The organism is Flavobacterium beibuense F44-8, assembly GCF_000769915.1.
Classification (GTDB): Bacteria; Bacteroidota; Bacteroidia; order Flavobacteriales; family Flavobacteriaceae; genus Flavobacterium; species Flavobacterium beibuense.
Map to the genome: position 1 here is coordinate 14,347 of NZ_JRLV01000019.1, position 21,302 is coordinate 35,648.

At 40.3% G+C, this 21,302-nt stretch carries 19 protein-coding genes and 1 riboswitch; of the genes, 17 read left to right on the forward strand and 2 right to left on the reverse strand.

Going from position 1 to position 21,302, the window contains the following annotated elements; all coding sequences use genetic code 11:
* Nucleotides 1-62: 62 nt before the first annotated feature.
* From Q763_RS13975 to tenA, 17 genes are all read left to right on the forward strand, one after another.
* Nucleotides 63-1,244, forward strand: coding sequence for a glycoside hydrolase family 26 protein (locus tag Q763_RS13975; protein ID WP_052123452.1), 1,182 nt, complete (start codon nucleotides 63-65; stop codon nucleotides 1,242-1,244).
* A gap of 32 nt (nucleotides 1,245-1,276) precedes the next feature.
* Complete coding sequence (locus Q763_RS13980) at nucleotides 1,277-3,202, forward strand: sodium:solute symporter family protein (protein WP_035135389.1); 1,926 nt, start codon at nucleotides 1,277-1,279, stop codon at nucleotides 3,200-3,202.
* 51 nt (nucleotides 3,203-3,253) lie between these two features.
* On the forward strand, nucleotides 3,254-4,438 hold the full coding sequence (locus Q763_RS13985) for a glycoside hydrolase family 130 protein (protein ID WP_052123453.1): 1,185 nt from the start codon (nucleotides 3,254-3,256) through the stop codon (nucleotides 4,436-4,438).
* On the forward strand, nucleotides 4,438-5,610 hold the full coding sequence (locus tag Q763_RS13990) for an AGE family epimerase/isomerase (protein WP_035135391.1): 1,173 nt from the start codon (nucleotides 4,438-4,440) through the stop codon (nucleotides 5,608-5,610). The genes Q763_RS13985 and Q763_RS13990 overlap by 1 nt, the downstream gene beginning before the upstream one ends.
* Before the next feature lie 139 nt (nucleotides 5,611-5,749).
* On the forward strand, nucleotides 5,750-6,985 hold the full coding sequence (locus Q763_RS13995) for a glycoside hydrolase family 26 protein (RefSeq protein ID WP_035135552.1): 1,236 nt from the start codon (nucleotides 5,750-5,752) through the stop codon (nucleotides 6,983-6,985).
* 12 nt (nucleotides 6,986-6,997) lie between these two features.
* A complete protein-coding gene (galK, locus tag Q763_RS14000) occupies nucleotides 6,998-8,161 on the forward strand; it encodes a galactokinase (protein ID WP_198133473.1) in 1,164 nt (387 codons plus the stop codon).
* Nucleotides 8,154-9,176, forward strand: coding sequence for a UDP-glucose--hexose-1-phosphate uridylyltransferase (locus Q763_RS14005; protein ID WP_035135395.1), 1,023 nt, complete (start codon nucleotides 8,154-8,156; stop codon nucleotides 9,174-9,176). Before galK ends, Q763_RS14005 begins: the two co-directional genes overlap by 8 nt.
* An 8-nt stretch (nucleotides 9,177-9,184) precedes the next feature.
* Nucleotides 9,185-10,510, forward strand: a complete 1,326-nt coding sequence (locus Q763_RS14010) for a glycoside hydrolase 5 family protein (protein WP_035135403.1) — start codon at nucleotides 9,185-9,187, stop codon at nucleotides 10,508-10,510.
* A 58-nt stretch (nucleotides 10,511-10,568) separates the two neighbouring features.
* Entirely contained in the window at nucleotides 10,569-11,372 is an 804-nt protein-coding gene (locus tag Q763_RS14015) for a DUF6263 family protein (RefSeq protein ID WP_035135405.1), read from the forward strand.
* 61 nt (nucleotides 11,373-11,433) lie between these two features.
* Nucleotides 11,434-11,811 (forward strand): YchJ family protein, encoded by a 378-nt coding sequence (locus Q763_RS14020; RefSeq protein ID WP_035135407.1) that lies wholly within the window; start codon nucleotides 11,434-11,436, stop codon nucleotides 11,809-11,811.
* 92 nt (nucleotides 11,812-11,903) lie between these two features.
* Entirely contained in the window at nucleotides 11,904-12,719 is an 816-nt protein-coding gene (locus Q763_RS14025; protein ID WP_035135409.1) for a M15 family metallopeptidase, read from the forward strand.
* Between the two features lie 113 nt (nucleotides 12,720-12,832).
* Nucleotides 12,833-13,828, forward strand: coding sequence for a sodium:calcium antiporter (locus tag Q763_RS14030; protein WP_035135411.1), 996 nt, complete (start codon nucleotides 12,833-12,835; stop codon nucleotides 13,826-13,828).
* Between the two features lie 62 nt (nucleotides 13,829-13,890).
* Nucleotides 13,891-14,691 carry a TIGR00266 family protein gene (locus Q763_RS14035; RefSeq protein WP_035135413.1) on the forward strand — a complete coding sequence of 267 codons (801 nt, stop codon included), beginning with the start codon at nucleotides 13,891-13,893 and terminating at the stop codon, nucleotides 14,689-14,691.
* Nucleotides 14,692-14,787: 96 nt separating this feature from the next.
* A riboswitch (TPP riboswitch) is annotated at nucleotides 14,788-14,880 on the forward strand.
* A gap of 67 nt (nucleotides 14,881-14,947) precedes the next feature.
* Entirely contained in the window at nucleotides 14,948-15,751 is an 804-nt protein-coding gene (gene thiM, locus Q763_RS14040) for a hydroxyethylthiazole kinase (protein ID WP_035135415.1), read from the forward strand.
* Entirely contained in the window at nucleotides 15,744-16,376 is a 633-nt protein-coding gene (gene thiE / locus Q763_RS14045) for a thiamine phosphate synthase (protein ID WP_035135417.1), read from the forward strand. The genes thiM and thiE overlap by 8 nt, the downstream gene beginning before the upstream one ends.
* Complete coding sequence (thiD, locus tag Q763_RS14050; RefSeq protein WP_035135420.1) at nucleotides 16,373-17,209, forward strand: bifunctional hydroxymethylpyrimidine kinase/phosphomethylpyrimidine kinase; 837 nt, start codon at nucleotides 16,373-16,375, stop codon at nucleotides 17,207-17,209. Before thiE ends, thiD begins: the two co-directional genes overlap by 4 nt.
* Complete coding sequence (tenA, locus tag Q763_RS14055) at nucleotides 17,196-17,849, forward strand: thiaminase II (protein ID WP_035135421.1); 654 nt, start codon at nucleotides 17,196-17,198, stop codon at nucleotides 17,847-17,849. The genes thiD and tenA overlap by 14 nt, the downstream gene beginning before the upstream one ends.
* Before the next feature lie 31 nt (nucleotides 17,850-17,880).
* On the opposite strand, the gene Q763_RS17560 is transcribed toward tenA, so the two are convergent.
* Both Q763_RS17560 and bglX read right to left on the reverse strand, forming a co-directional pair.
* On the reverse strand, nucleotides 17,881-18,942 hold the full coding sequence (locus tag Q763_RS17560) for a BamA/TamA family outer membrane protein (protein WP_052123454.1): 1,062 nt from the start codon (nucleotides 18,940-18,942) through the stop codon (nucleotides 17,881-17,883).
* A gap of 84 nt (nucleotides 18,943-19,026) precedes the next feature.
* Complete coding sequence (gene bglX / locus Q763_RS14065; RefSeq protein WP_035135422.1) at nucleotides 19,027-21,300, reverse strand: beta-glucosidase BglX; 2,274 nt, start codon at nucleotides 21,298-21,300, stop codon at nucleotides 19,027-19,029.
* Nucleotides 21,301-21,302: the final 2 nt, after the last annotated feature.

Consider the following 21,302-nt stretch of genomic DNA (forward strand, 5'->3'; position numbering starts at 1 on the left):
GGTCAATAAATTAAGAATTTATCAAGTTTAAAGCATTCTCTTTAAACCAACTACAAATTTAAATGAAAAATAGGATATCAATACTGTTACTAGCCTTAGCTGTAGTTTCCTGCGGGAAATCAGTTAATAAAGAGGAAGTGACTACTAATCAGGAAGAAAAAGAGATAGCTGTAGGTGTTTTAGCAGATAAAAATGCTACAGCGCAAACAGTTACTTTGTATAAAAACCTTTTTAAATTAAGAGAAAAGGGATACATGTTCGGTCATCAGGATGATCTTGCTTATGGTGTAGAGTGGAAATATGAAGAGGGTAGAAGTGATGTTAAAGATGTCACTGGAGATTATCCTGCCGTATACGGTTGGGATATAGGAAGGATAGAGAATAATGCCGATAAAAACCTTGACGGAGTGCCTTTTGATAAAATGAGGCAGTTTATAAAAGAAGTGTACGACAGGGGCGGTGTTAATACTATAAGCTGGCATGTAAATAATCCTTTAAGTGGAGGTGATTCGTGGGATAATCCTGAAGGTACGGTAGCGTCGGTACTTCCCGGTGGTTCTAAACATGAGGTTTACAAAGGTTGGCTGGATAATGCGGCTGGATTTTTCCTTTCTCTAAAAGGCAGTGACGGTAATTTGGTGCCAATTCTATACAGGCCATACCATGAGTTTACGGGCGACTGGTTTTGGTGGTGTAAAAACACTACCAGCCCTGAACAGTTTAAGGAACTATGGAAATTTACGGTAGATTACTTTGAGCAAAAAGGAGTGCATAACCTTATATATGTATACAATACGTCGGACGCTAATGTGAAAACCAAAGCGGACTTTTTAGAGTACTACCCTGGTGATGATTATGTGGATATGATGAGTTTTGATGTTTATCAAACCGGTGAAGGGGAAAAGCTTAAAGAGTATACAGATAACGTACACAGTTTAATTGGTGTAATGCAGGAGGCAGCAGATGAACACGGCAAGCTTACCGCAATAGCAGAAACAGGTTATGAGGCTATACCCTATGAAAAATGGTGGACAGAGACCTTAACCAATGCAATAGGTGATTATAAAATATCATATGTGCTGTTATGGAGAAACCACGGTTGGAACGAGTATATGAATCCGCCAAGAATGCATTATTATGCACCATATAGCGGGCATGCACACAAAGCCGATTTTGTAGAATACTACAATCAGGATAGAGTGCTGTTCCAAAAAGATGTGACTAAAGAAAATTTATACCAATAAGTTAAAAGCTGTAATAGCAGCTATTTCAAGATATGAGATTAACAGCGATAGACTTAACAATAATTGCACTGTACTTTTTAATGATGATCGTTATAGGGATTATCATGAAAAACCGTGCAAAGAAGAGTAAAGACAGTTACCTTATGGGAGGTAAAAAACTTCCGTGGTACATGCTTGGGCTAAGTGATGCCAGTGATATGTTTGATATTAGTGGTACTATGCTTTTAGTGAGTATGGCCTTTTTATATGGTTTTAAAAGTGTTTGGATACCATGGATGTGGCCTGTTTTCAATCAGGTATTCCTTATGGTTTTCCTTAGTAAATGGTTAAGGAGAAGTAATGCCACTACCGGAGCCGAATGGCTGGGTACCCGTTTTGGGCTTAGTGATAAGGGGGTAAAGCAAAGTCATGCTGTGGTAGTTGTTTTTGCACTTATGTTATGCGTGGGCTATATGGCTTATGCCTTTGTGGGTGTGGGTGAATTTCTTGAGATCTTTATTCCTTATGAAAGTGTAAAAGAGGTATTCCCGTTCCTTGATCAGCATGTGGATGCTTTCCAGGTTGGAACTCCGGCATACGAAACGGCTCTGTATGAAGCAAAAGATCTTACTGCAAAATTTTATGGTGTAAGTATATGTCTTGTAGCTACATTTTACAGTATTGTAGGAGGGATGCACGGTATCGTTTTGGCCGACTTTATCAAGTACATGATTATGATTGTATGTTCGCTGTTTGTGGGTAGTATCGCCATGATGCATTTAGCCGATTCAGGAATAGCAATTAAAGATATGATGCCCGTAGGGTGGGATAGCCCTATGTTTGGCTGGGAGCTGGGTCTTGAATGGCAAAACATCCTAGCCGATGCACAGGTAAAACTGGAAAAGGACGGGTACAAACTATTCTCGGCTATTGTAGGGATGATGTTCTTCTCGGGTGTACTTAAGAGTTTAGCCGGACCGGCACCAAACTACGATTGCCAGAAGATATTAAGTACCAAGTCTCCGGAAGAAGCCAGTAAGATGAGCGGATTCATTTCCATTATTCTGCTTCCTATCCGTTACTTTATGACAATGGGACTTTGTATACTGGGTATACTTTATTTTAAAGATTTAACCCTTGGACAAACCGCCGACGGAATTAACTTTGAGAGTATAATGCCGGCCGTAATCAATAAATATCTTCCTGTTGGGTTAGTAGGACTTGTACTGGCAGGTTTCCTTGGAGCATTTATGAGCAACTTCTCGGGCACGCTTAATGCAGGGCAGGCTTATTTGGTAAACGATATTTACCTGAAATTTATAAAACCCGATGCCGACAGGAAGAAAATCATCACCATGAGTTACCTGTCAGGTACGGTGATGGTTATACTGGGTGTTGGTTTAGGTCTTTTGATTAAAGATGTAAACATGATCTTTAATATTATTACTGCTGGACTTTATGGTGGATTTGTGTGTGCTAATGTACTTAAATGGTACTGGTGGCGCTTTAATGCAAACGGATTCTTTTGGGGTATGCTTGCGGGTATTATTGCAAGCGCCATCCCTCCGGCATTATCAGTAAGCGGTGTGACCGATTATTTTGACGGAACCCGTATGCTGTACTATTTCCCTGTATTTATCATTATTCAGTTTGTGGCTTGTGTGGCAGGATCTTATGCGGCACCTCCTACAAATCAGGAAACACTTATAGATTTCTACAAAACAGTTAGACCGTGGGGCTTCTGGAAACCAATTAAAGAGGCGGCTCAGGCTCAGGATCCTACTATTGTGGAGAATAAAAACTTTGGTATCAATATGGCAAACGTAGCCATGGGGATTACCGGACAGATACTGTTAACATTACTCCCTATGTATTTTATTCTTTCAAAATGGACAGGATTTGCCATAGTACTGGGGCTAATGATGGTAATAGTACTGATAATGAAACGTACCTGGTGGAACAGGCTTTCCGACTTCTAAAATAAAAAATAAAAACTTGAATTTAATATAGATTATTATATGGCTAGTGAGATGATTACAAATAACCAGGTAAGAATACCTAATTATGAATCTCTGGTTAAAAAACATCAGGAACTGATTGAAAAGAAAAATACCCCGGTAGATGATACTAATGGTATTTATACAAGATATAAAAACCCTGTAGTTACGGCAGCCCATACTCCTGTAGAATGGAGGTATGACCTTAATGCGGCAACTAATCCGTTTGGCATGGAGCGTATTGGTATGAATGCAGCTTTTAATGCCGGAGCCATGAAATGGAACGGTAAGTATATTTTGGCTGTACGTACAGAAGGAGTAGACAGGAAATCGTTTTTTGCGATTGCCGAAAGTCCTAACGGTGTAGATAACTTTAAATTTTGGGAAAAACCGTGTGTAATCCCTCAGCTTGATGAACCGGATACCAATGTGTATGACATGAGGCTTATTGAGCACGAAGACGGATGGATTTACGGTATTTTCTGTACAGAAAGAAAAGATCCTAACGCACCAAAAGGTGATACCAGTGCAGCAGTTGCTAATGCGGGTATTGTAAGGACTAAAGATTTGGTAAACTGGGAAAGATTACCTGATTTAGTATCAAACACAGGGCAACAGCGTAATGTGGTGCTTCACCCGGAGTTTGTAAATGGTAAATATGCATTATATACCCGCCCTCAGGATGGCTTTATTGATGTAGGAAGCGGAGGCGGAATAGGCCTAGGTTTTGTTGACGATATGACAAATCCGGTTGTTCAGGATGAGAAAATCATTTGTGGTAAAGTATATCATACAATATATGAGCTTAAAAACGGACTTGGGCCTGCACCTATTAAAACAGAAAAAGGTTGGCTACATATGGCACACGGTGTCCGTAACACTGCTGCCGGACTGCGATATACACTATACATGTTCATGACAGATCTTAACGATATCTCTAAAGTAACACATATACCGGCAGGTCATTTTATGGGGCCTGAAGGAGAAGAGAGAGTTGGGGATGTTTCTAACGTATTATTCTCTAACGGTTGGGTTGCAGATGAAGATGGTACAGTATATATTTACTATGCATCTTCAGATACACGTATGCATGTGGCGGTTTCTACAGTAGATAAGTTGGTGGATTATGTAATGAACACTCCGGAAGATACCTTTACATCAGCAGGGTCGGTAAATACGATTATTGCTCAGGTAGAAAATAATAAAAAGTTTTTGTAATGGAATTAAAGTCACAAATGCACAATGAGCTACGCTCAATTTTGGATTATTGGGTTAAAAACGCAATAGACGAAAAGAACGGAGGCTTTATTGGAACCATTGACTATACAGAGACAAAACAATATAATGATCCAAAAGGTTCAGTATTAAATGCCCGTATTTTATGGGCATTTTCTGCTTCCTATCCTATCACTCAAAATAAGGAGCACCTACAAATGGCCGAAAGGGCTTTTGATTATATTGCCCGTTATTTTTATGACAGGGAACATGGTGGGGTTTTTTGGAGCCTAAATTATGACGGTACTCCAAAAGACACCAAAAATCAAATTTATGCACTGGCATTTACCATATATGGCTTATCTGAATTTTATGCTGCTTCCGGAAATGAAGAGGCGCTTAAAATGGCAATAGCGTTGTATAAAAAAATAGAGGAACACAGTTTTGATCCGTTACATAAAGGCTACTTCGAAGCCTTTACAAGGGACTGGCAGCCTATAGATGATTTACGCCTTAGTGATAAGGACGCCAATGAGAAGAAAACCATGAACACGCACCTGCATATTGTGGAGGCTTATGCTAACCTGTACAGGGTGTGGAAGGATGAAAAACTAAAACAGGTAGCTGCAGGTCTTCTGGAAACTATAGATAAGTATTTTATCAATACCAATAGTAAACACCTAAGATTATTCTTCAATGAGGAATGGGTAGAGAAGGAAGACGTTGTTTCTTACGGACATGATATTGAGGCAGCCTGGTTACTGCAATGGTGTGCCGAAGCTATAGAGGATGTGAATCTTACAGCTATCTATAAAAAGCACGCTATAGTACTTACCGAAGGTGCTCTTGAAGGACTGGATAATGACGGTGGTTTGTGGTATGAGCTTGAAATGCACAATAATCAAATGATTGAGGAAAAACACTGGTGGCCACAGTCAGAATTATGGATTGGCCTTGTGAATGCATGGCAGTTAACCGGAGATAAAAAATACCTGGACCTTACCCAAAAGAACTGGGCATTTGTGCAGCAGCATATACTGGATAAAACCAACGGTGAATGGGTTTGGGGTGTGAATAAAGATTATTCGCTTATAGAAAAAGATAAGGCTGGTTTTTGGAAATGCCCGTACCATAACTCAAGGGCATGTATCGAACTTATTAAAAGACTGCCTTAATTGAAGGAATAGTACGCCTTTTTGACAAAAAACAAGTAGTTCGAAAACGTTTGAAATCTTAATTTTCAAAAACCTAACACATTATGTGATAAGTGGTTTTTCAGGGCTGAAAAACCACTTATTCCTAAACGAAACTACTATGAAATCGAATTATAATTCAGTATTTGCGGCATTGTTTCTTACATGTATAACTTTTATAAGCTGTTCGTCAGACGATGACAATAAAACTACCGAAGGGATAATTGATGAGCCCGTTGAAACCGTTGATGAACTTACCGTAGCTAATGTGCGCAGTTATATGGTAGATGCAAATGCTACCGATGAAACCGTAGCTTTATTCTATAATTTATACCACCTTTCGAAAACACAGTTTTTAGTAGGGCAGCAGGATGCCTTTAATGGTTTTTATAATAACGATGTGGGAGATTCAGACATGAAGAAGGCAACAGGCAATGATCCGGCTTTGCTGGGTTCTGACTTTATGTTTATTACCGATGACCAGAATAATGAGCAGCCTGATAACTGGTTCTATCAGCAGGAAATCCTGATTACAGATGATGTTAAGGAGGCTTACAGTAAGGGAATGGTGAATATTTTCAGTTGGCATTTCAGGGAACCTTTTGAAGGCGAGAGTTTTTATACCAGTGATATGACCGACTATCAAAAGTACAATGCTTTCCCCAGTTTGCTTCCGGGAGGGTTAAACCACGATTATTACAAAGCCAAACTGGATAAGGTAGCTAGTGTACTTTCTAATCTAAAGGACAATAACGATAAGCTTATACCTGTAATCTTCAGGCCGTTTCATGAGTTTGACGGCAACTGGTTTTGGTGGGGTAGTGCCTACTGTACTCCGGCACAATACCAGCAGGTATGGCAATTTACTGTAGAATATTTAAGGGATACAAAACACGTGCATAATGTCATTTATGCCTTCTCTCCCGATAATTCATACACAACAGAAAGTCAGTATCTAAACCGTTACCCGGGTGATACCTATGTGGATATACTGGGTATGGATAACTATGGTGATTTTAACAATCAGGGTACAGCAGGAGCAGTAACAGCAAATGCTAAACTTAAAATGATTTCTGATTTGGCGAAGGAAAAGGTTAAAATCGCAGCAATGACAGAAACCGGATTTCAAATAAATTCTTCAAATAGTCCTATTGACCATTTCTTTTCTGATTATATTTACAGCGCAATGACTAGCAACGATGTGGAATTGGCGTTTGTAATGTTTTGGGCAAATTCACAGGATGGGTATTATGTTCCGCCAGCGGGACAAACAGATACTCAGGATTTTGTAACTTTTGCCAACAAAGCAGGAAGCGTATTACAAAACGATATTCCTGATATGTATACTTTACCATAGTAATAAATGGATATGATAGAGACAAAGATGCTTCCGGCATCGTTAGAACAGTTTATTAAAGAAACAAGTATCGTTTCCTTTGCTCCGGGCAGGATTAATCTTTTAGGTGAACATACCGATTATAACGACGGTTTTGTTATGCCAGCTTCGATAGACAAAAGGATGTACTTTGTGCTTTCTCCAAGGGAGGACAGTACCATTAACCTGAAAAGTCTGGACATGAAACAGGACTTTTCAACAACAATTGAAAACCTAGCCAAAACAGACCATAAAACTTGGGCCAATTATATTTTAGGTGTAGTGGACGGCTTTATTAAAAAAGGTTTAGAAGTTAAAGGATTTGATGCCGTTTTTACAGGCAATATTCCTATTGGGGCAGGGGTATCGTCTTCGGCGGCTTTAGAGTGTGCTGTTGCGGTAACTTTAAATGTCTATACCAATGCAGGTTTGGATAAAAGCACTTTGGCACAAATAGCCCAAAAGGCCGAGCATAATTTTGCAGGAGTACAGTGTGGTATAATGGATCAGTTTGCCAGTGTATTCGGTAAAAAAGATACCCTTATAAAACTGGACTGCCGTTCACTTCAGTATGAATATAAGCCGTTAAAGCTTGAAGGAGCAAGCCTTTTACTGTTTGATAGTGATGTTAAGCATTCCCTGGCATCTTCAGAATATAATGTGAGAAGAAAACAATGTGAGGAAGGTGTGGCTATGGTCAAAAAATATGTACCGTTGGTAGACAGCCTTCGTGATGTATCTCTCGAAATGCTTGATAAGTATGTATATCCAAATGATACGGTTGTATACAACCGCTGCCGCTATGTGGTAGAGGAAAACCAACGTGTACAGCAGGTAGCTGCTTTTCTTGAAGCAGGTAACTTAAAAGCGGTTGGACAAAAAATGTTTGAAACTCATGCAGGGCTAAGAGGTCAGTATGAAGTAAGCTGTAAAGAATTAGATTTTCTGGTTTCGGCAGTAAGCGATAACCCTAATGTTTTAGGAGCCCGATTAATGGGCGGCGGCTTTGGCGGCTGTACTATCAACCTAATAAAAACAAATGCTGTTGATGAGGTAATCCAACAGGTAGGAGAGAATTATCATAAACAATATAATAAAGAACTGAAAGTATATCCTGTAAGTATAGGGGATGGCGCTACTGTAATAAAAAATGGATAAGAATTTAAACGAATACCCACACAGAAGATATAATGCCTTAACCGGAGAATGGGTACTGGTTTCCCCACACAGGAGCAAACGCCCGTGGCAGGGGCAGGTAGAGAAACATTCGGCAGAGGTAAGGCCTCAGTACGATCCCGGTTGTTATTTATGTCCGGGTAATTCCCGTTCGGGAGGAGAACAAAATCCCGATTATAAGGACGTGTATGTTTTTATCAACGATTTTTCTGCCCTATTAAAAGATTCACCTGATTTTGATGTTGTTGAAGACGATATTTTTAAAGCAGAATCAGAAAAAGGGATTTGTAGGGTAATATGCTTTTCACCCGATCACAGCTTAACGATTCCGCAAATGAAGGTGGAAGACATAAGGAAAGTAGTTGATTTATGGATTGAGGAATATCATACACTGGGTAGTGACCCCGAAATTAATTACGTACAGATATTTGAGAATAAAGGCGAGATAATGGGTTGTAGTAACCCGCATCCGCACGGACAGATATGGGCTTCCCAAAAACTTCCGGTAGAGCCTTCAAAAAAACAACATTACCAGCTGGAGTATTTCCAAAAACACGGGGATACATTACTGTCAGACTATTTGCAAAAGGAGCTTCAAAAAGACGAACGCATAATTTTTGAAAACAATCATTTTGCTGCAATAGTGCCTTTTTGGGCAACATGGCCTTATGAGGCTATGATTATCCCTAAGCGTGCTATGGCAAGGATTACCGATATGACCGATGATGAGAAAACAGCTTTAGCCGATACTTACAAAAGGCTAACTATGATATACGATAAGGTGTTTGATGTTTCATTCCCGTATTCGGCGGGTATACATCAGGCACCTACCGATGGTAAAGAACATAACGAATGGCACTGGCACATGGCCTTCTATCCGCCATTGTTACGTTCGGCTACGGTAAAAAAATTCATGGTGGGATATGAAATGCTGGCTACGCCACAAAGGGACATAACGCCCGAATCGGCAGCACAAATACTTAAAAACCTAAACTAAACCATAATATGAATAAGTTACTGGCAGGCTTGCTAACGTTGCCTTTATTGTTTTCCTGCGGAGACAAAAAAGAAAAAACGGAAGACACAGCCACAACAACCGAGATTGTTACACCCGAAAGAATAACCGTTAAGGGGACTGAACTGTACAAAGGAGACAAGCCTTATCATTATATAGGAACCAATTACTGGTACGGAACACTCATTGCAGCTAAAGAAGGCGGTGACAGGGAACGGCTGGCAAAAGAACTGGATATGATGAAAGAGTACGGTATAGACAACCTTCGTATTTTGGTAGGGGCAGAAGCCGGTACTCAGGATTTTACGGTTAATCCGGCACTACAGCCGAAACAAGGTCAGTATGATAATAATCTGTTAGACGGACTGGATTACTTACTTAACGAAATGGCAAAACGCGATATGCATGCCGTATTATACCTTACCAATAATTGGGAATGGAGCGGCGGCATGGCGCAGTATCTTGAGTGGAATGGTAAAGGAGAATTTCCTAACCCTAATGTTCCCCCTCACACATGGCCTGAATTTATGGACTATACCAAGCAGTTCCATAGTTGTGAACCTTGTATGCAGGCCTTTAAAAACCATATAAAATTCATCTTAGGAAGATCAAACACATATAACGATAAAAAGTATACAGAAGACAATACTATTATGGCATGGCAGGTGGCTAATGAGCCCAGGGTATTCACTGCTGATAATGAGGAGAAATTTACACTTTGGCTTAACGATGTGGTAAACCTTATAGACGAACTAGATCCTTATCATTTAATATGTACAGGGTCTGAAGGGAAGGCAGGCTCGGCAGATGATATCGCTATTTATGAGCGTACGCATAACAATCCTAAAATAGATTATCTAACAATGCACATATGGCCTAAAAACTGGGGTTGGTTTAAGCATGAAAATGCCGGGGAAACCCTACCTGTTGTCATTACTAATGCACAACAGTATATTAACGACCATATAGCTGTGGCGCAAAAACTGAACAAGCCTATAGTGCTTGAGGAGTTTGGACTTCCGCGTGAAGGGGAGAGCCTTGATAAAAAGGCATCTGTAGCAAACAGGGATACTTTTTATAAGTCGGTTTTCGATAGATTAGAACAAAGCGTTACAAATAAGGAAGCTTTTGCCGGACTTAACTTTTGGGGCTTTGGCGGTATAGGTAAAAACAATCCTGAAAACGGTAAGTGGAATAAAGGAGATGATTTTACCACCGATCCTCCGCAGGAACCACAGGGGCTTAATTCGGTTTTTGCGACAGATACTACTACACTCAATCTTATAAAAGAATACAATAAGAAATTACAGAAATAACAAAAGGGCTCAGGCCCTTTTTTTAATGTATATTTGCAGCTTTAACTTAAAACACACCATGAATAAAGCAACATTATTTATTGCCGCTTTCCTTATGGCAGGAGCCATGAAAGCACAGGATTCCGTAACACTTGATATACAGTTACTGCCAAGTAAAAAGTATGAGCAGGCATCTGTACAAAGTATACAAATGGACATGGAATATGGAGGAAATGCCCAAAAAATGGACATGAAAATTTCTATTAACGGGGAAATTTCTACTAAAAAAGAAGCTAAAGGAATGATACCTGTTGTTATGACTACATCAATGTCTATGTCAATGGAAATGGAAGGTATGCCAGGGAATTCCAATGACGTAAAGATGGATATGTATGGTAAAGTTAAAAAAGGGGAATTTGTACCTGTTTTTGACTCTATCGTTGCACCGGATATGCCTTCACAGGCTAAACAGATGGCTCTTGAAGGCGTGAAAGATATGCTTACAAAAATCGATTACCCTAAAAAGACCCTTAAAATAGGAGAAACTTTTGTTCAGGATGTTCCTGTTGAGATGCCTGTTGGTGGCGGAGCTATAAAGATGAATGATAAAATAACCTATACACTTAAGAAAGTTGAAAGTAAAAAAGCTTATTTTGATGTAGTACATGATATTTCTATGGATGGAGACCTTGTAGACGGTCTAAGTTTGAAAGGTTCAGGTAATGGAACCGGTAAAATGGTTTATGATATAGATACTAAATATCCTGTTGTTAATGATGGAGAAATTAGTATGGACTTAGATATGGAACAGGGAGGGATGCCTATGAAAATGAAGATGGTTACCAAGGTAAGTCATACGACTCAGGTAAGTAACACCAAATAATATTCAATAAATAATAAAAAGGGCTTCGGCTCTTTTTTTATTTTTGTACAAAATAAAAAACATGTCTTCAGTAAATTGTTATTGTGGTTCCGGTAAGTTATTTGTTAATTGCTGCCAGTCTTATATTAACGGCATCGAAAAAGCGCCGACAGCCGAAGCGCTTATGCGTTCCCGTTATTCGGCTTATGTGGTGCAAAATGCCGATTATTTATGGGTAACCACTGCACCAAAGGAAAGAAGACATCACAGCAAATCGGCTATGCTCGAATGGTCAAGAAGTAATCAATGGATAAGGCTTGAAGTGCTAAATACTACCGAAACTACCGTTGAGTTCAAAGCGTATTATATTGATAATAACCTTGAAGGACAAATACACCACGAAAAATCAAACTTTATAAAACAGGGAGATAGCTGGTTTTATGTAGACGGAGAGTACTAATTTGCTTTTTATCGCTTTTTTGTGCTGTTTATCAATTAAATAGGGTTTTTAAAAACAAAAAACCTAACTTTAAGATATAAATCCCACAGATTATGGAGCCCACACCCGAAATAATCAGGATTGTACAGCGTTACCTTACTTTTAAAAAGCTTAATCCGGGAGCTATTGATGGCATTGCAGGTAAAAAAACCTATGCCGCACTGGATAAGCTTAAAGATCTTCCTAAAAGCTGGAAAGACGAAAGAAAACTGGTAGGTGCTATACAATTGTATGCAAAGGAGCAAGGACTTGACCCCGGACCAATAGACGGACTATGGGGACAACGTACCCAGTCGGCCTACGACCAGCTCAAATACATCCTTCTATATGGTGAAACTCCGCAACCTTGGAGGGCAGAAGACAGGGAGCCTGTAAACCCTAATAACTGGCCGGTACAAAGTCAGTCGGAATTAGAGGAGTTTTACGGAAAAGCCAAACCAACAGGAAATAAAAACCTTACTACGTTTCCCATACCTTATCCTATGTTACTCGCATGGGATACTTCAAAAAAAGTTACTAAAATCACGGCGCATGCTAAAGTTAAAGACAGTGTGCTACGTGTATTAAATAAAGTTCACGATTATTACGGGCTAACCGAAATAAAAAGACTTCGTCTGGATTATTTTGGCGGATGCTTTAACTACCGTGTTATGAGAGGCGGTACATCATTAAGTACCCACTCATGGGGTATAGCCCTTGATTTCGACCCAATAAATAACCAGCTTCGCTGGGGTAGTGATAAAGCTACTTTTGCCCGCCCTGAGTATAATAAATGGTGGGAGTTTTGGGAAGAGGAAGGCTGGGTAAGCTTGGGGCGTGAACGTAATTACGACTGGATGCATGTCCAGGCGGCAAAATTGTTTTCATAAATTGTGTTTAAGTGTATAGTTACTAGTTATTGGGGGCGAAAGCCCCCTTTTCTTTTTCAGACAGCAAATGTTTTTTAGTATTTTTACACAAACCAATAATTCATAATATTTTAATGTACATAGTAGGGTTTCTCGTTAGTGCTGCAATTATATTTTTTGCGGGTAAAAAACTTTCTTTTTATGGCGATTTACTAGCCGATATGACCGGTATGGGTAAAGCCTTTATAGGTTTAATATTAATGTCTACCGTAACATCACTTCCTGAGCTTATGGTAGGTATAAGTTCGGTTTCCATTGTGCAGTCGGCCGATTTGGCGATGGGAGACATATTGGGGAGCTGTGCCCTTAACCTTTGCCTTCTCTCGTTTATGGATGTTTTTACGTCAAAAAATAAACCCCTTTTCTCTCAGGTTTCGCAAAGCCATATACTGGCGGCTTCTTTTGGCGTGATACTGCTGGCCTTTGTAGGGCTTGGACTGTTTTTTGAGACCGATATACTGTTTTCACATTCAATTGGAATTACCAGTATCAGTTTTGCGGTGTTGTATTTAATGTCGGTTCGTACCATATACAGATACCAAAAGGCAAATGCCAGTGATAGTATTGAGGTTACCGATAACGGACATACTGAGGTGTATACCTTACGCGGAGTTATTTTGAGGTATTCTTTCTTTGCGTTAATTATTATTGTCGTTGCGTTATCCCTGCCGTTTTTTGCCGAGCATATTGCCGAACAGACAGGACTGGGTAAATCGTTTGTGGGTACGCTGTTTTTAGCAGTATCTACATCACTGCCGGAGATAGCCGTTTCTGTAGCTGCCGTAAGAATGGGATCTGCCGATATGGCTGTTGGTAACCTTTTAGGAAGCAACATCTTTAATATCTTCATCCTGTTTATAGACGATATATTATATACCAAAGGACTTCTTTTAAAAGATGCTGCCGATATTAATGTAATGACGGTTTTTATTGTATTGATGATGACAGCAGTGGCTATTATAGGGTTTATATTCCCTTATCAAAAGAAAAGGATATTCATGGCCTGGGATACACTGGTTATATTCCTGCTTTATGTGTTTAGCCTTGTGTTGCTTTATAACTTAGGTTAGGGTGTAACAAATAGCGTATTTTGACAACTAATAGTTAATCAAATCAAAAAACAATAAAGAAAATGACATCACACGAAATTGACTACCATATCTATGGTGAAGAAATGCAATATGTAGAAATAGAGCTGGATCCGCAGGAAGCTGTAGTGGCAGAGGCAGGAAGCTTTATGATGATGGATACCGGTATACACATGGATACCATTTTTGGCGACGGTTCTAACCAAACACAGGGTGTTATGGGGAAACTGTTTTCGGCAGGTAAAAGGTTACTTACCGGAGAAAGCCTGTTCATGACAGTATTTTTAAATCAATATCACGGTAAACGAAAAGTAAGCTTTGCTTCTCCTTATCCCGGTAAAATTGTACCTATAGACCTAAGCGAATACGGCGGACGCTTTATCTGTCAAAAGGATGCTTTCCTCTGTGCGGCAAAAGGTGTTTCGGTAGGGATTGAGTTTTCCCGAAAACTGGGCAGAGGTCTGTTTGGAGGTGAAGGTTTCATTATGCAGAAGCTGGAAGGCGACGGTATGGCATTTGTACACGCCGGGGGTACACTGGCACGTAAAGAATTACAGGCTGGCGAAGTGCTTAAAGTAGATACAGGCTGTATTGTGGGGTTCACTAAAGATGTACAGTATGACATTGAATTTATAGGCGGTATTAAAAATACAATTTTTGGAGGTGAAGGATTGTTTTATGCAACACTTCGCGGTCCTGGAGTGGTTTATATACAATCGTTACCATTTAGCAGGCTTGCAGGCAGAATTTATGCATCGGCACCACAGGGCGGAGGTCAGCAAAGAGGCGAAGGAAGCATACTGGGCGGATTGGGTAATCTGCTTGACGGAGATAACAAATTCTAATAATAAAAAACATACTTTACAAAAGGGCTTTTTAAGCCCTTTTTTTATTTTAACATTGAGTAACTTTATTCACACCATAACTATATGTATCTTTGATGCTGGCTTTAGGGGTATTCTGTAAAGAATTGAGAGAGTCCCTTTGAACCTGATTCGGTTTATACCGGCGTAGGGAAAAGCGTATCTGTATACACTTCTATATCCTGATTTCTTTTCGGGAAACTCTTAAGCCATATTTACGCACTATAAAAAATTAAATATGAGAGAGTCCCTTTGGAAATCTGTTTTACAACTTAGGCAAAAATCCCCTTTGGTACATAATATTACCAATTATGTGGTAATGAACAATACGGCAAATGCGCTACTGGCAGCAGGAGCATCGCCTATTATGGCACATGCACATGCTGAGATTGAAGAGATGGTGAGCATTTGCGGAGCTACAGTTATAAACATAGGTACGCTTGACGAATACTGGATTGAAAGCATGTATAAGGCAGCCGCAAAAGCCCAACAGTTGGGTAAGCCCTGGGTGTTGGATCCTGTAGGGGTGGGAGCAAGCAATCTTCGTAATACTACAGTGGCTGAACTTTTAAAGTACAGGCCTACAGTAATTCGTGGTAATGCTTCAGAGATTATGGCACTGGCTAATGCCGGAGGACAAACAAAAGGGGTAGATAGTACACATCAGTCTGTAGAGGCTATAGCTTCTGCCAAATGGCTTAATGAAAATACAGGAGCCGTAGTTTGCATATCGGGTGCTACCGATGTGATTGTTTCTGCAAATCAAAAAATACTTATCAATAATGGGCACGTAATGATGACAAAAGTAACAGGTCTTGGCTGTACAGCCACGGCTCTTATTGGTGCTTTTGTGGCTAGTGAACCTGATAATGCTGAAGAGGCTACGGCAGCAGCTATGGCATTACTGGGTATTGTTGGTGAGATTGCTGTACAACAGTCTGAAGGACCGGGTAGTTTACAGATGCACTTATTGGATAAACTGTATAATATTACCGAAGATGAGTTCAACACTTATCTAAAAGTCACCATTGAGAATGACTAAGCCGTTTCCATATAAGCTATATCTGGTAATAAGTGAAGAGGCCTGTTGTGGCAGGGATATGCTTTGGGTTGCCGAACAGGCGGTGAAAGGCGGAGTTGATTTGGTGCAGATAAGGGAAAAAAGCAAAAGCTATCCTGATTTTTTGGAAAGCAGTTTAAGGCTAAAGGAAATGCTGGACAGGTATCGGGTACCGCTTATTGTAAACGATAATCCTTTGGTAGTGGTAAACTGTAATGCTTATGGGGTTCATGTAGGGAATTCGGATGTACCTCCGTCTGAAATTAAAAATAAATGGCCTGATTGTAATATGACGGGTTATTCGGTAGAGTATTTAGAGCAGCTTACAGGAAAGGAAATTCAATATGTTGATTATCTTGGTGTAAGTCCGGTATTTAGTACACCAACCAAAACCGATACGGTTACCGAATGGGGACTGGAGGGGATTGCCAAAATAAAAAGCATTACAAATAAACCACTTGTAGCAATAGGAGGGATTAATGAAACAAATGCTCAGGAGGTAATACAGGCAGGAGCCGATTGCCTTGCAGTGGTGTCGGCAATATGTGCAGCAAGCAATCCTGCTATGGCTGCTCAGGCATTACGAAACTTAATAGAAACAGCATGAAAAAGAAATATACATACCCAACAGTATTAACCATAGCAGGTACCGACCCTAGTGGTGGAGCAGGTATTCAGGCCGATTTGAAAACATTTTCGGCATTGGGTTGTTATGGTATGTCGGTTATTACCGCGTTGGTTGCACAAAATACCACAGGGGTAAGGGCTATACATAATATTCCTGCAGATTTTGTACAGCAACAATTAGACGCTGTTATGGAAGACATACGTCCTGATGCCATAAAAATAGGAATGGTACATACCTCACAGCTTGTCGAGGTAATTGCAGCTACCCTTAAAAAGTACCCTGATATTCCGGTAGTGTTCGATCCGGTTATGGTGGCTACCAGTGGTGATAAGCTCATTGAAGACACCACTATTGAGGTAATTGTTTCACAGCTTTTTCCGTTGGTTACACTAATTACCCCAAATATGGATGAGGCCTCATTATTGGCTAATATGCCTATTGAAACTGTATCGCAAATGCAGCAGGCAGGGGAGGTAATAAGCGCTACAGGTTGTAAGGCTCTTTTAATGAAAGGAGGACACCTGCAAACGGAACAACTTACCTCCATCCTTATGGATGAGAACGGAATTGTAAATACCTATGTTTCAGATAAGGTAGATACCAATAATGTACATGGTTCAGGTTGCACACTGTCATCTGCTATTGCGTCTTATCTGGCAAGGGGAGAGGAATTGCAAAATGCGGTTGCCCTGGCGCAGGAATATATTAACGGAGCCATATACCACGGCAGGGATGTGCTTATAGGTAAGGGCAACGGACCTTTAAATCATTTTTATAACCCGCAAACCATGATAAAAAATGAAATGGAGTGAAAAAGCATGGCAGGAAATACTGCCTATTTATAACGATATTATCCAAATGCCCTTTATAACCGAACTGGCAAACGGAACACTGGACTTAGAGAAGTTTAAATACTACATGCAGCAGGATGCTCACTATTTGGAATATTTTGCACGAACACTGGCAGTGATTAGTGCTAAAGCCCAAAGTGTGAATACTATGTTGGACTTTATTCGTTTTTCAGAAGGTGCCATAGTGGTCGAAAGAGCTTTGCACGATTCTTACTTCAAGCAGTTTAACGTAGGTGACAGGGTGCCTATGTCACCTACCTGCCATCATTATGTGCATTATATGCAAAGTACGGTGTATATGCAACAGGTTGAAGTAGGAATGGCAGCAGTATTGCCTTGTTTTTGGATTTATAAAAAAGTAGGGGATTATATACTGGAAATACAAACAAAAGGAAACAACCCTTATGCGGACTGGATAAACACCTACGGTGGTGAGGAGTTTGGACAACTTGTGGAGAAAGCCATTACACTTTGTGATGAAGCTGCTAATAGCTGTACTGAAGCTCAAAGAAAGCAAATGATTGCTGCATTTGTAGATGCCAGCCGTTTGGAATACCTGTTTTGGGATAGTGCTTATCAATTAGAAAAGTGGAAGAAGTAAAAAAAGCATGGTGAAAGCCATGCTTTTTTATTTAAAAGGCTTCATTGATCCTAAAGTAAATTCCGTTATCACCTTTACCTATTGCATAGTCAAGACCAATATTAATACTTCGGGAAGGGATCGCTCTAAAGCGTAGGCCCAAACCTCCTCCGGGGAGTATACCGCTGTAGGGCTTCTCGGTAAATGCCAATCCCATAAAGCCTACCGCGCCCCAGCGTTTATAAAAATTCCATCTGTATTCGCTTTGTAAAGCATACACCTGTTCGCCACGGTATTTGCCTTCAGTATACCCTCTTATGTCTTTTCCGCCTACAGAATGCTGTCCTGTAAAGGGTACGTTGCCCAACCCCGAAAACATACTTACCCTACTGGCAAGTACCATTGTTTCGTTTAGATTTAAATAATAATTGGCATAAGCTCTTATTGAATTGAAAAGTTCATCACTGCCCATCCACTCGGCATTACTTACAAAGGTTATTTCGCTTTTCCATCCTTTTGTGGGGCTGTATATATTGTTGCGATTGTCATATAGCACACTTACTCCAAATCCGTTTGCATGTGTAACCGTAGTGCTGTCGGGAGCCGATTCAAAAACCACTTCAGAACGTTGTATTTTTAACAGGGCTCCGGCGTAAAAGTGGGGGATAATTTTACGCATGCCTTTTAAATAGTAAAAATCGGTTACATTGCTGTAGTCTACAAAATTACCTTCATCAGATCCCGATGCGTCAAAGTATTGAAAATTGATTTTTCCCAACCCCACAGCTGCAGTGATTCTCCAGGTATCTTCGTTAAAGTAAAGCTGGGAGAAAGCCGATCCAAACCATGATTTGTTTTCGGTATATCCTAAGGCTATTCCGGCTAAACTGGCAGGGGATATAGTGTCTTTTTCATTTACATTAAAAAATCCCATACCTCTTACTCCGCCTATAAATCCGTACGATTTATTATAGCTTACCATAGGTATTCCGGTTAGGTTTACCTTATGTTTTTTAACGGATATGGAATCATTGTTTTCCTGAGAAAATACCGTATTACAAATAAGTAGTAAAATCCAGAAAAACAGGTTTGGTTGGCTGATGGTTGGTTTCATGATCCTGAATTACTGTGTTTTAACTAAAGTTAAATAAAAAAGGCGTTGAATTCAACGCCTTTTAGTAAAACTTATATGTAGTGGTTATTTCAGTTCAAACTCAGTTTCCTGATTGTCTGCAGAACTGGTGCCTACAAACACTTTAAATATTCCCGGCTCTACCAGATATTCACCTTCGTTATTGAAGAAACCAAGCTCTTTATCGGTAAGGGTAAAGGTAACTGTTTTGGTTTCGCCTTTTTTAAGCGGTACTAACTCAAACCCTTTCAGTTCTTTTACAGGTCGTGAAAGGCTTGCTGCTATGTCCCTTATATATAACTGAACGACTTCTTTACCGTCGTAATCTCCTGTATTGGTAACTTCAACAGATACTTTTACAGGCTCACCTTTAGCATAGGTTTTCTTGTTAAGCTTAATTGTACCATACTTAAAGGTAGTGTAGCTTAAGCCATGACCAAATGCGAATAACGGAGTTTTTTCCACATCACTGTAATGAGACCAGAAAACATTGTTGTCGCTGTTTGTTGGTCTTCCTGTGCTGTGTTGGTTATAATAAATAGGCACCTGCCCTACATTGCGTGGGAAACTCATAGGTAATTTACCGCTAGGGTTATAATCGCCATACAGTACCTGTGCAACGGCATTACCGGTTTCAGTACCTAAATGCCATGCTTCAACTATGGTTGGGATGTTTTCGGTAGCCCATGGTAAAGCCAATGGGCGACCATTGTTAAGTACCAGTACTATATTAGGGTTTACTTTATAAATTTCCTCCAGTAATTCCTGTTGTAATCCCGGTAGGTCCAGGTTGGTGCGGCTACGACCTTCACCACTCTGGAAACCGTGCTCACCAAGAACCATAACCACAACATCGGCTTCTTTAGCGGCTTTTTTAGCAGCTTCAAATCCGCTTCTCTCGGTAGTGTTGAAAACCAGTTCATCAAGGAAAGTGGTTTTGCCAATGGTTAGATCGGCACCTTTTTCAAACACTAATGTGTTGCCTTTGTACTGCTGCATACCTTCCAGTACTGATACGGCTGTATTATCATCTGAAGCGATTCTCCAACTTCCAAGCGGACTCGTTTTATCATTAGCAAGCGAACCGATAAGCGCGATTTTTTGCCCTTTCTTTTTAAGCGGAAGTAGGTTGCCTTCGTTTTTTAAAAGTACAATCGATTTTTTAGCCATATCCAGTACGGCTTCATGGTTTGCCTTACTGTATATTATTTCTTTTTCGCGTTTTTCATCGCAGTAGCGGTATGGGTCATCAAACAGGCCAAGTTCAAATTTCACCCTTAAAATACGTCTTACCGCATCATCAATAAGAGCTTCGTCTACTTTGCCTTCCTCAACCAGTTTAACCAGTTCATAAACATACAGGTGAGATTCCATATCCATATCGGCACCTGCCTTAACTGCTTTTTCGCTGGCTTCGGCACCATCCTCAGCAAATCCGTGGGCAATCATTTCCCTTATAGAAGCCCAGTCGGTAATAACAAAACCGTCAAAACCCCATTTTCCTTTCAGTATATCCCTTTGCAGGAAGCTGTTTCCTGTTGCAGGTACTCCGTTAAGGATATTGAATGAGTTCATATAAGTACGCACACCTGCATCGTTAGCCGCTTTGAACGGAGGCAGTACTGTATTGTATAATGTGGCGTTACCAATATCTACCGTATTGTAGTCTCTCCCGGCTTCTGCAAAACCATAAGCTGCAAAGTGCTTGGCACAGGCTGCAATGGTAAGCGGGTTGGAAAGGTCATCTCCCTGAAATCCTTTTACTCGGGCTATCGCCACCTGGCTTCCTAAAAACGGATCTTCTCCGGCACCTTCCATAACACGACCCCAACGTGCATCGCGTGAAATATCTACATTAGGGCCAAATGTCCAGTTGATACCCGAAGCAGCAGCTTCTGATGCGGCAGTTTTAGCCGAATTCTTTATGGCATCCATATCCCAGCTGGCAGCTTCGGCAAGTGGTATTGGGCTTAATGTTTTATAACCATGTATTACATCAAAACCTATGATAAGCGGAATACCCAGGCGGGTTTCCTCAACAGCAATTTTTTGTACGGCACGCACTTCCTTCACACCACGAACGGTAAGCATGGAGCCTACCCATCCTTTACGCAGGTGTTCGTATTTTGTGGCAGCATTGCCTTCTTTTGGTGAGGGTCCTGTTACATCCCAAAAACCGTTATACTGATTCATTTGACCTACTTTTTCCTCAAGGGTCATTTTGATCAGTAGTTCGTCAATTCTTTGTTCTATATCCTGTTTTTTATCCATTGATTTCTTTTTTTGGGCATTAGCGGTGCAAACAGTAAGCACGGCAAGTATCAATAAGGTTCGTTTCATAA

Excerpts from the sequence above, each read along its gene's own strand:
- Q763_RS13975 (WP_052123452.1), top strand. The coding sequence starts at position 63 with ATGAAAAATAGGATATCAATACTGTTACTAGCCTTAGCTGTAGTTTCC.
- Q763_RS13980 (WP_035135389.1), top strand. The coding sequence starts at position 1,277 with ATGAGATTAACAGCGATAGACTTAACAATAATTGCACTGTACTTTTTA.
- Q763_RS13985 (WP_052123453.1), top strand. The coding sequence starts at position 3,254 with ATGATTACAAATAACCAGGTAAGAATACCTAATTATGAATCTCTGGTT.
- Q763_RS13990 (WP_035135391.1), top strand. The coding sequence starts at position 4,438 with ATGGAATTAAAGTCACAAATGCACAATGAGCTACGCTCAATTTTGGAT.
- Q763_RS13995 (WP_035135552.1), top strand. The coding sequence starts at position 5,750 with ATGAAATCGAATTATAATTCAGTATTTGCGGCATTGTTTCTTACATGT.
- galK (WP_198133473.1), top strand. The coding sequence starts at position 6,998 with ATGATAGAGACAAAGATGCTTCCGGCATCGTTAGAACAGTTTATTAAA.
- Q763_RS14005 (WP_035135395.1), top strand. The coding sequence starts at position 8,154 with ATGGATAAGAATTTAAACGAATACCCACACAGAAGATATAATGCCTTA.
- Q763_RS14010 (WP_035135403.1), top strand. The coding sequence starts at position 9,185 with ATGAATAAGTTACTGGCAGGCTTGCTAACGTTGCCTTTATTGTTTTCC.
- Q763_RS14015 (WP_035135405.1), top strand. The coding sequence starts at position 10,569 with ATGAATAAAGCAACATTATTTATTGCCGCTTTCCTTATGGCAGGAGCC.
- Q763_RS14020 (WP_035135407.1), top strand. The coding sequence starts at position 11,434 with ATGTCTTCAGTAAATTGTTATTGTGGTTCCGGTAAGTTATTTGTTAAT.
- Q763_RS14025 (WP_035135409.1), top strand. The coding sequence starts at position 11,904 with ATGGAGCCCACACCCGAAATAATCAGGATTGTACAGCGTTACCTTACT.
- Q763_RS14030 (WP_035135411.1), top strand. The coding sequence starts at position 12,833 with ATGTACATAGTAGGGTTTCTCGTTAGTGCTGCAATTATATTTTTTGCG.
- Q763_RS14035 (WP_035135413.1), top strand. The coding sequence starts at position 13,891 with ATGACATCACACGAAATTGACTACCATATCTATGGTGAAGAAATGCAA.
- thiM (WP_035135415.1), top strand. The coding sequence starts at position 14,948 with ATGAGAGAGTCCCTTTGGAAATCTGTTTTACAACTTAGGCAAAAATCC.
- thiE (WP_035135417.1), top strand. The coding sequence starts at position 15,744 with ATGACTAAGCCGTTTCCATATAAGCTATATCTGGTAATAAGTGAAGAG.
- thiD (WP_035135420.1), top strand. The coding sequence starts at position 16,373 with ATGAAAAAGAAATATACATACCCAACAGTATTAACCATAGCAGGTACC.
- tenA (WP_035135421.1), top strand. The coding sequence starts at position 17,196 with ATGAAATGGAGTGAAAAAGCATGGCAGGAAATACTGCCTATTTATAAC.
- Q763_RS17560 (WP_052123454.1), bottom strand. The coding sequence starts at position 18,942 with ATGAAACCAACCATCAGCCAACCAAACCTGTTTTTCTGGATTTTACTA.
- bglX (WP_035135422.1), bottom strand. The coding sequence starts at position 21,300 with ATGAAACGAACCTTATTGATACTTGCCGTGCTTACTGTTTGCACCGCT.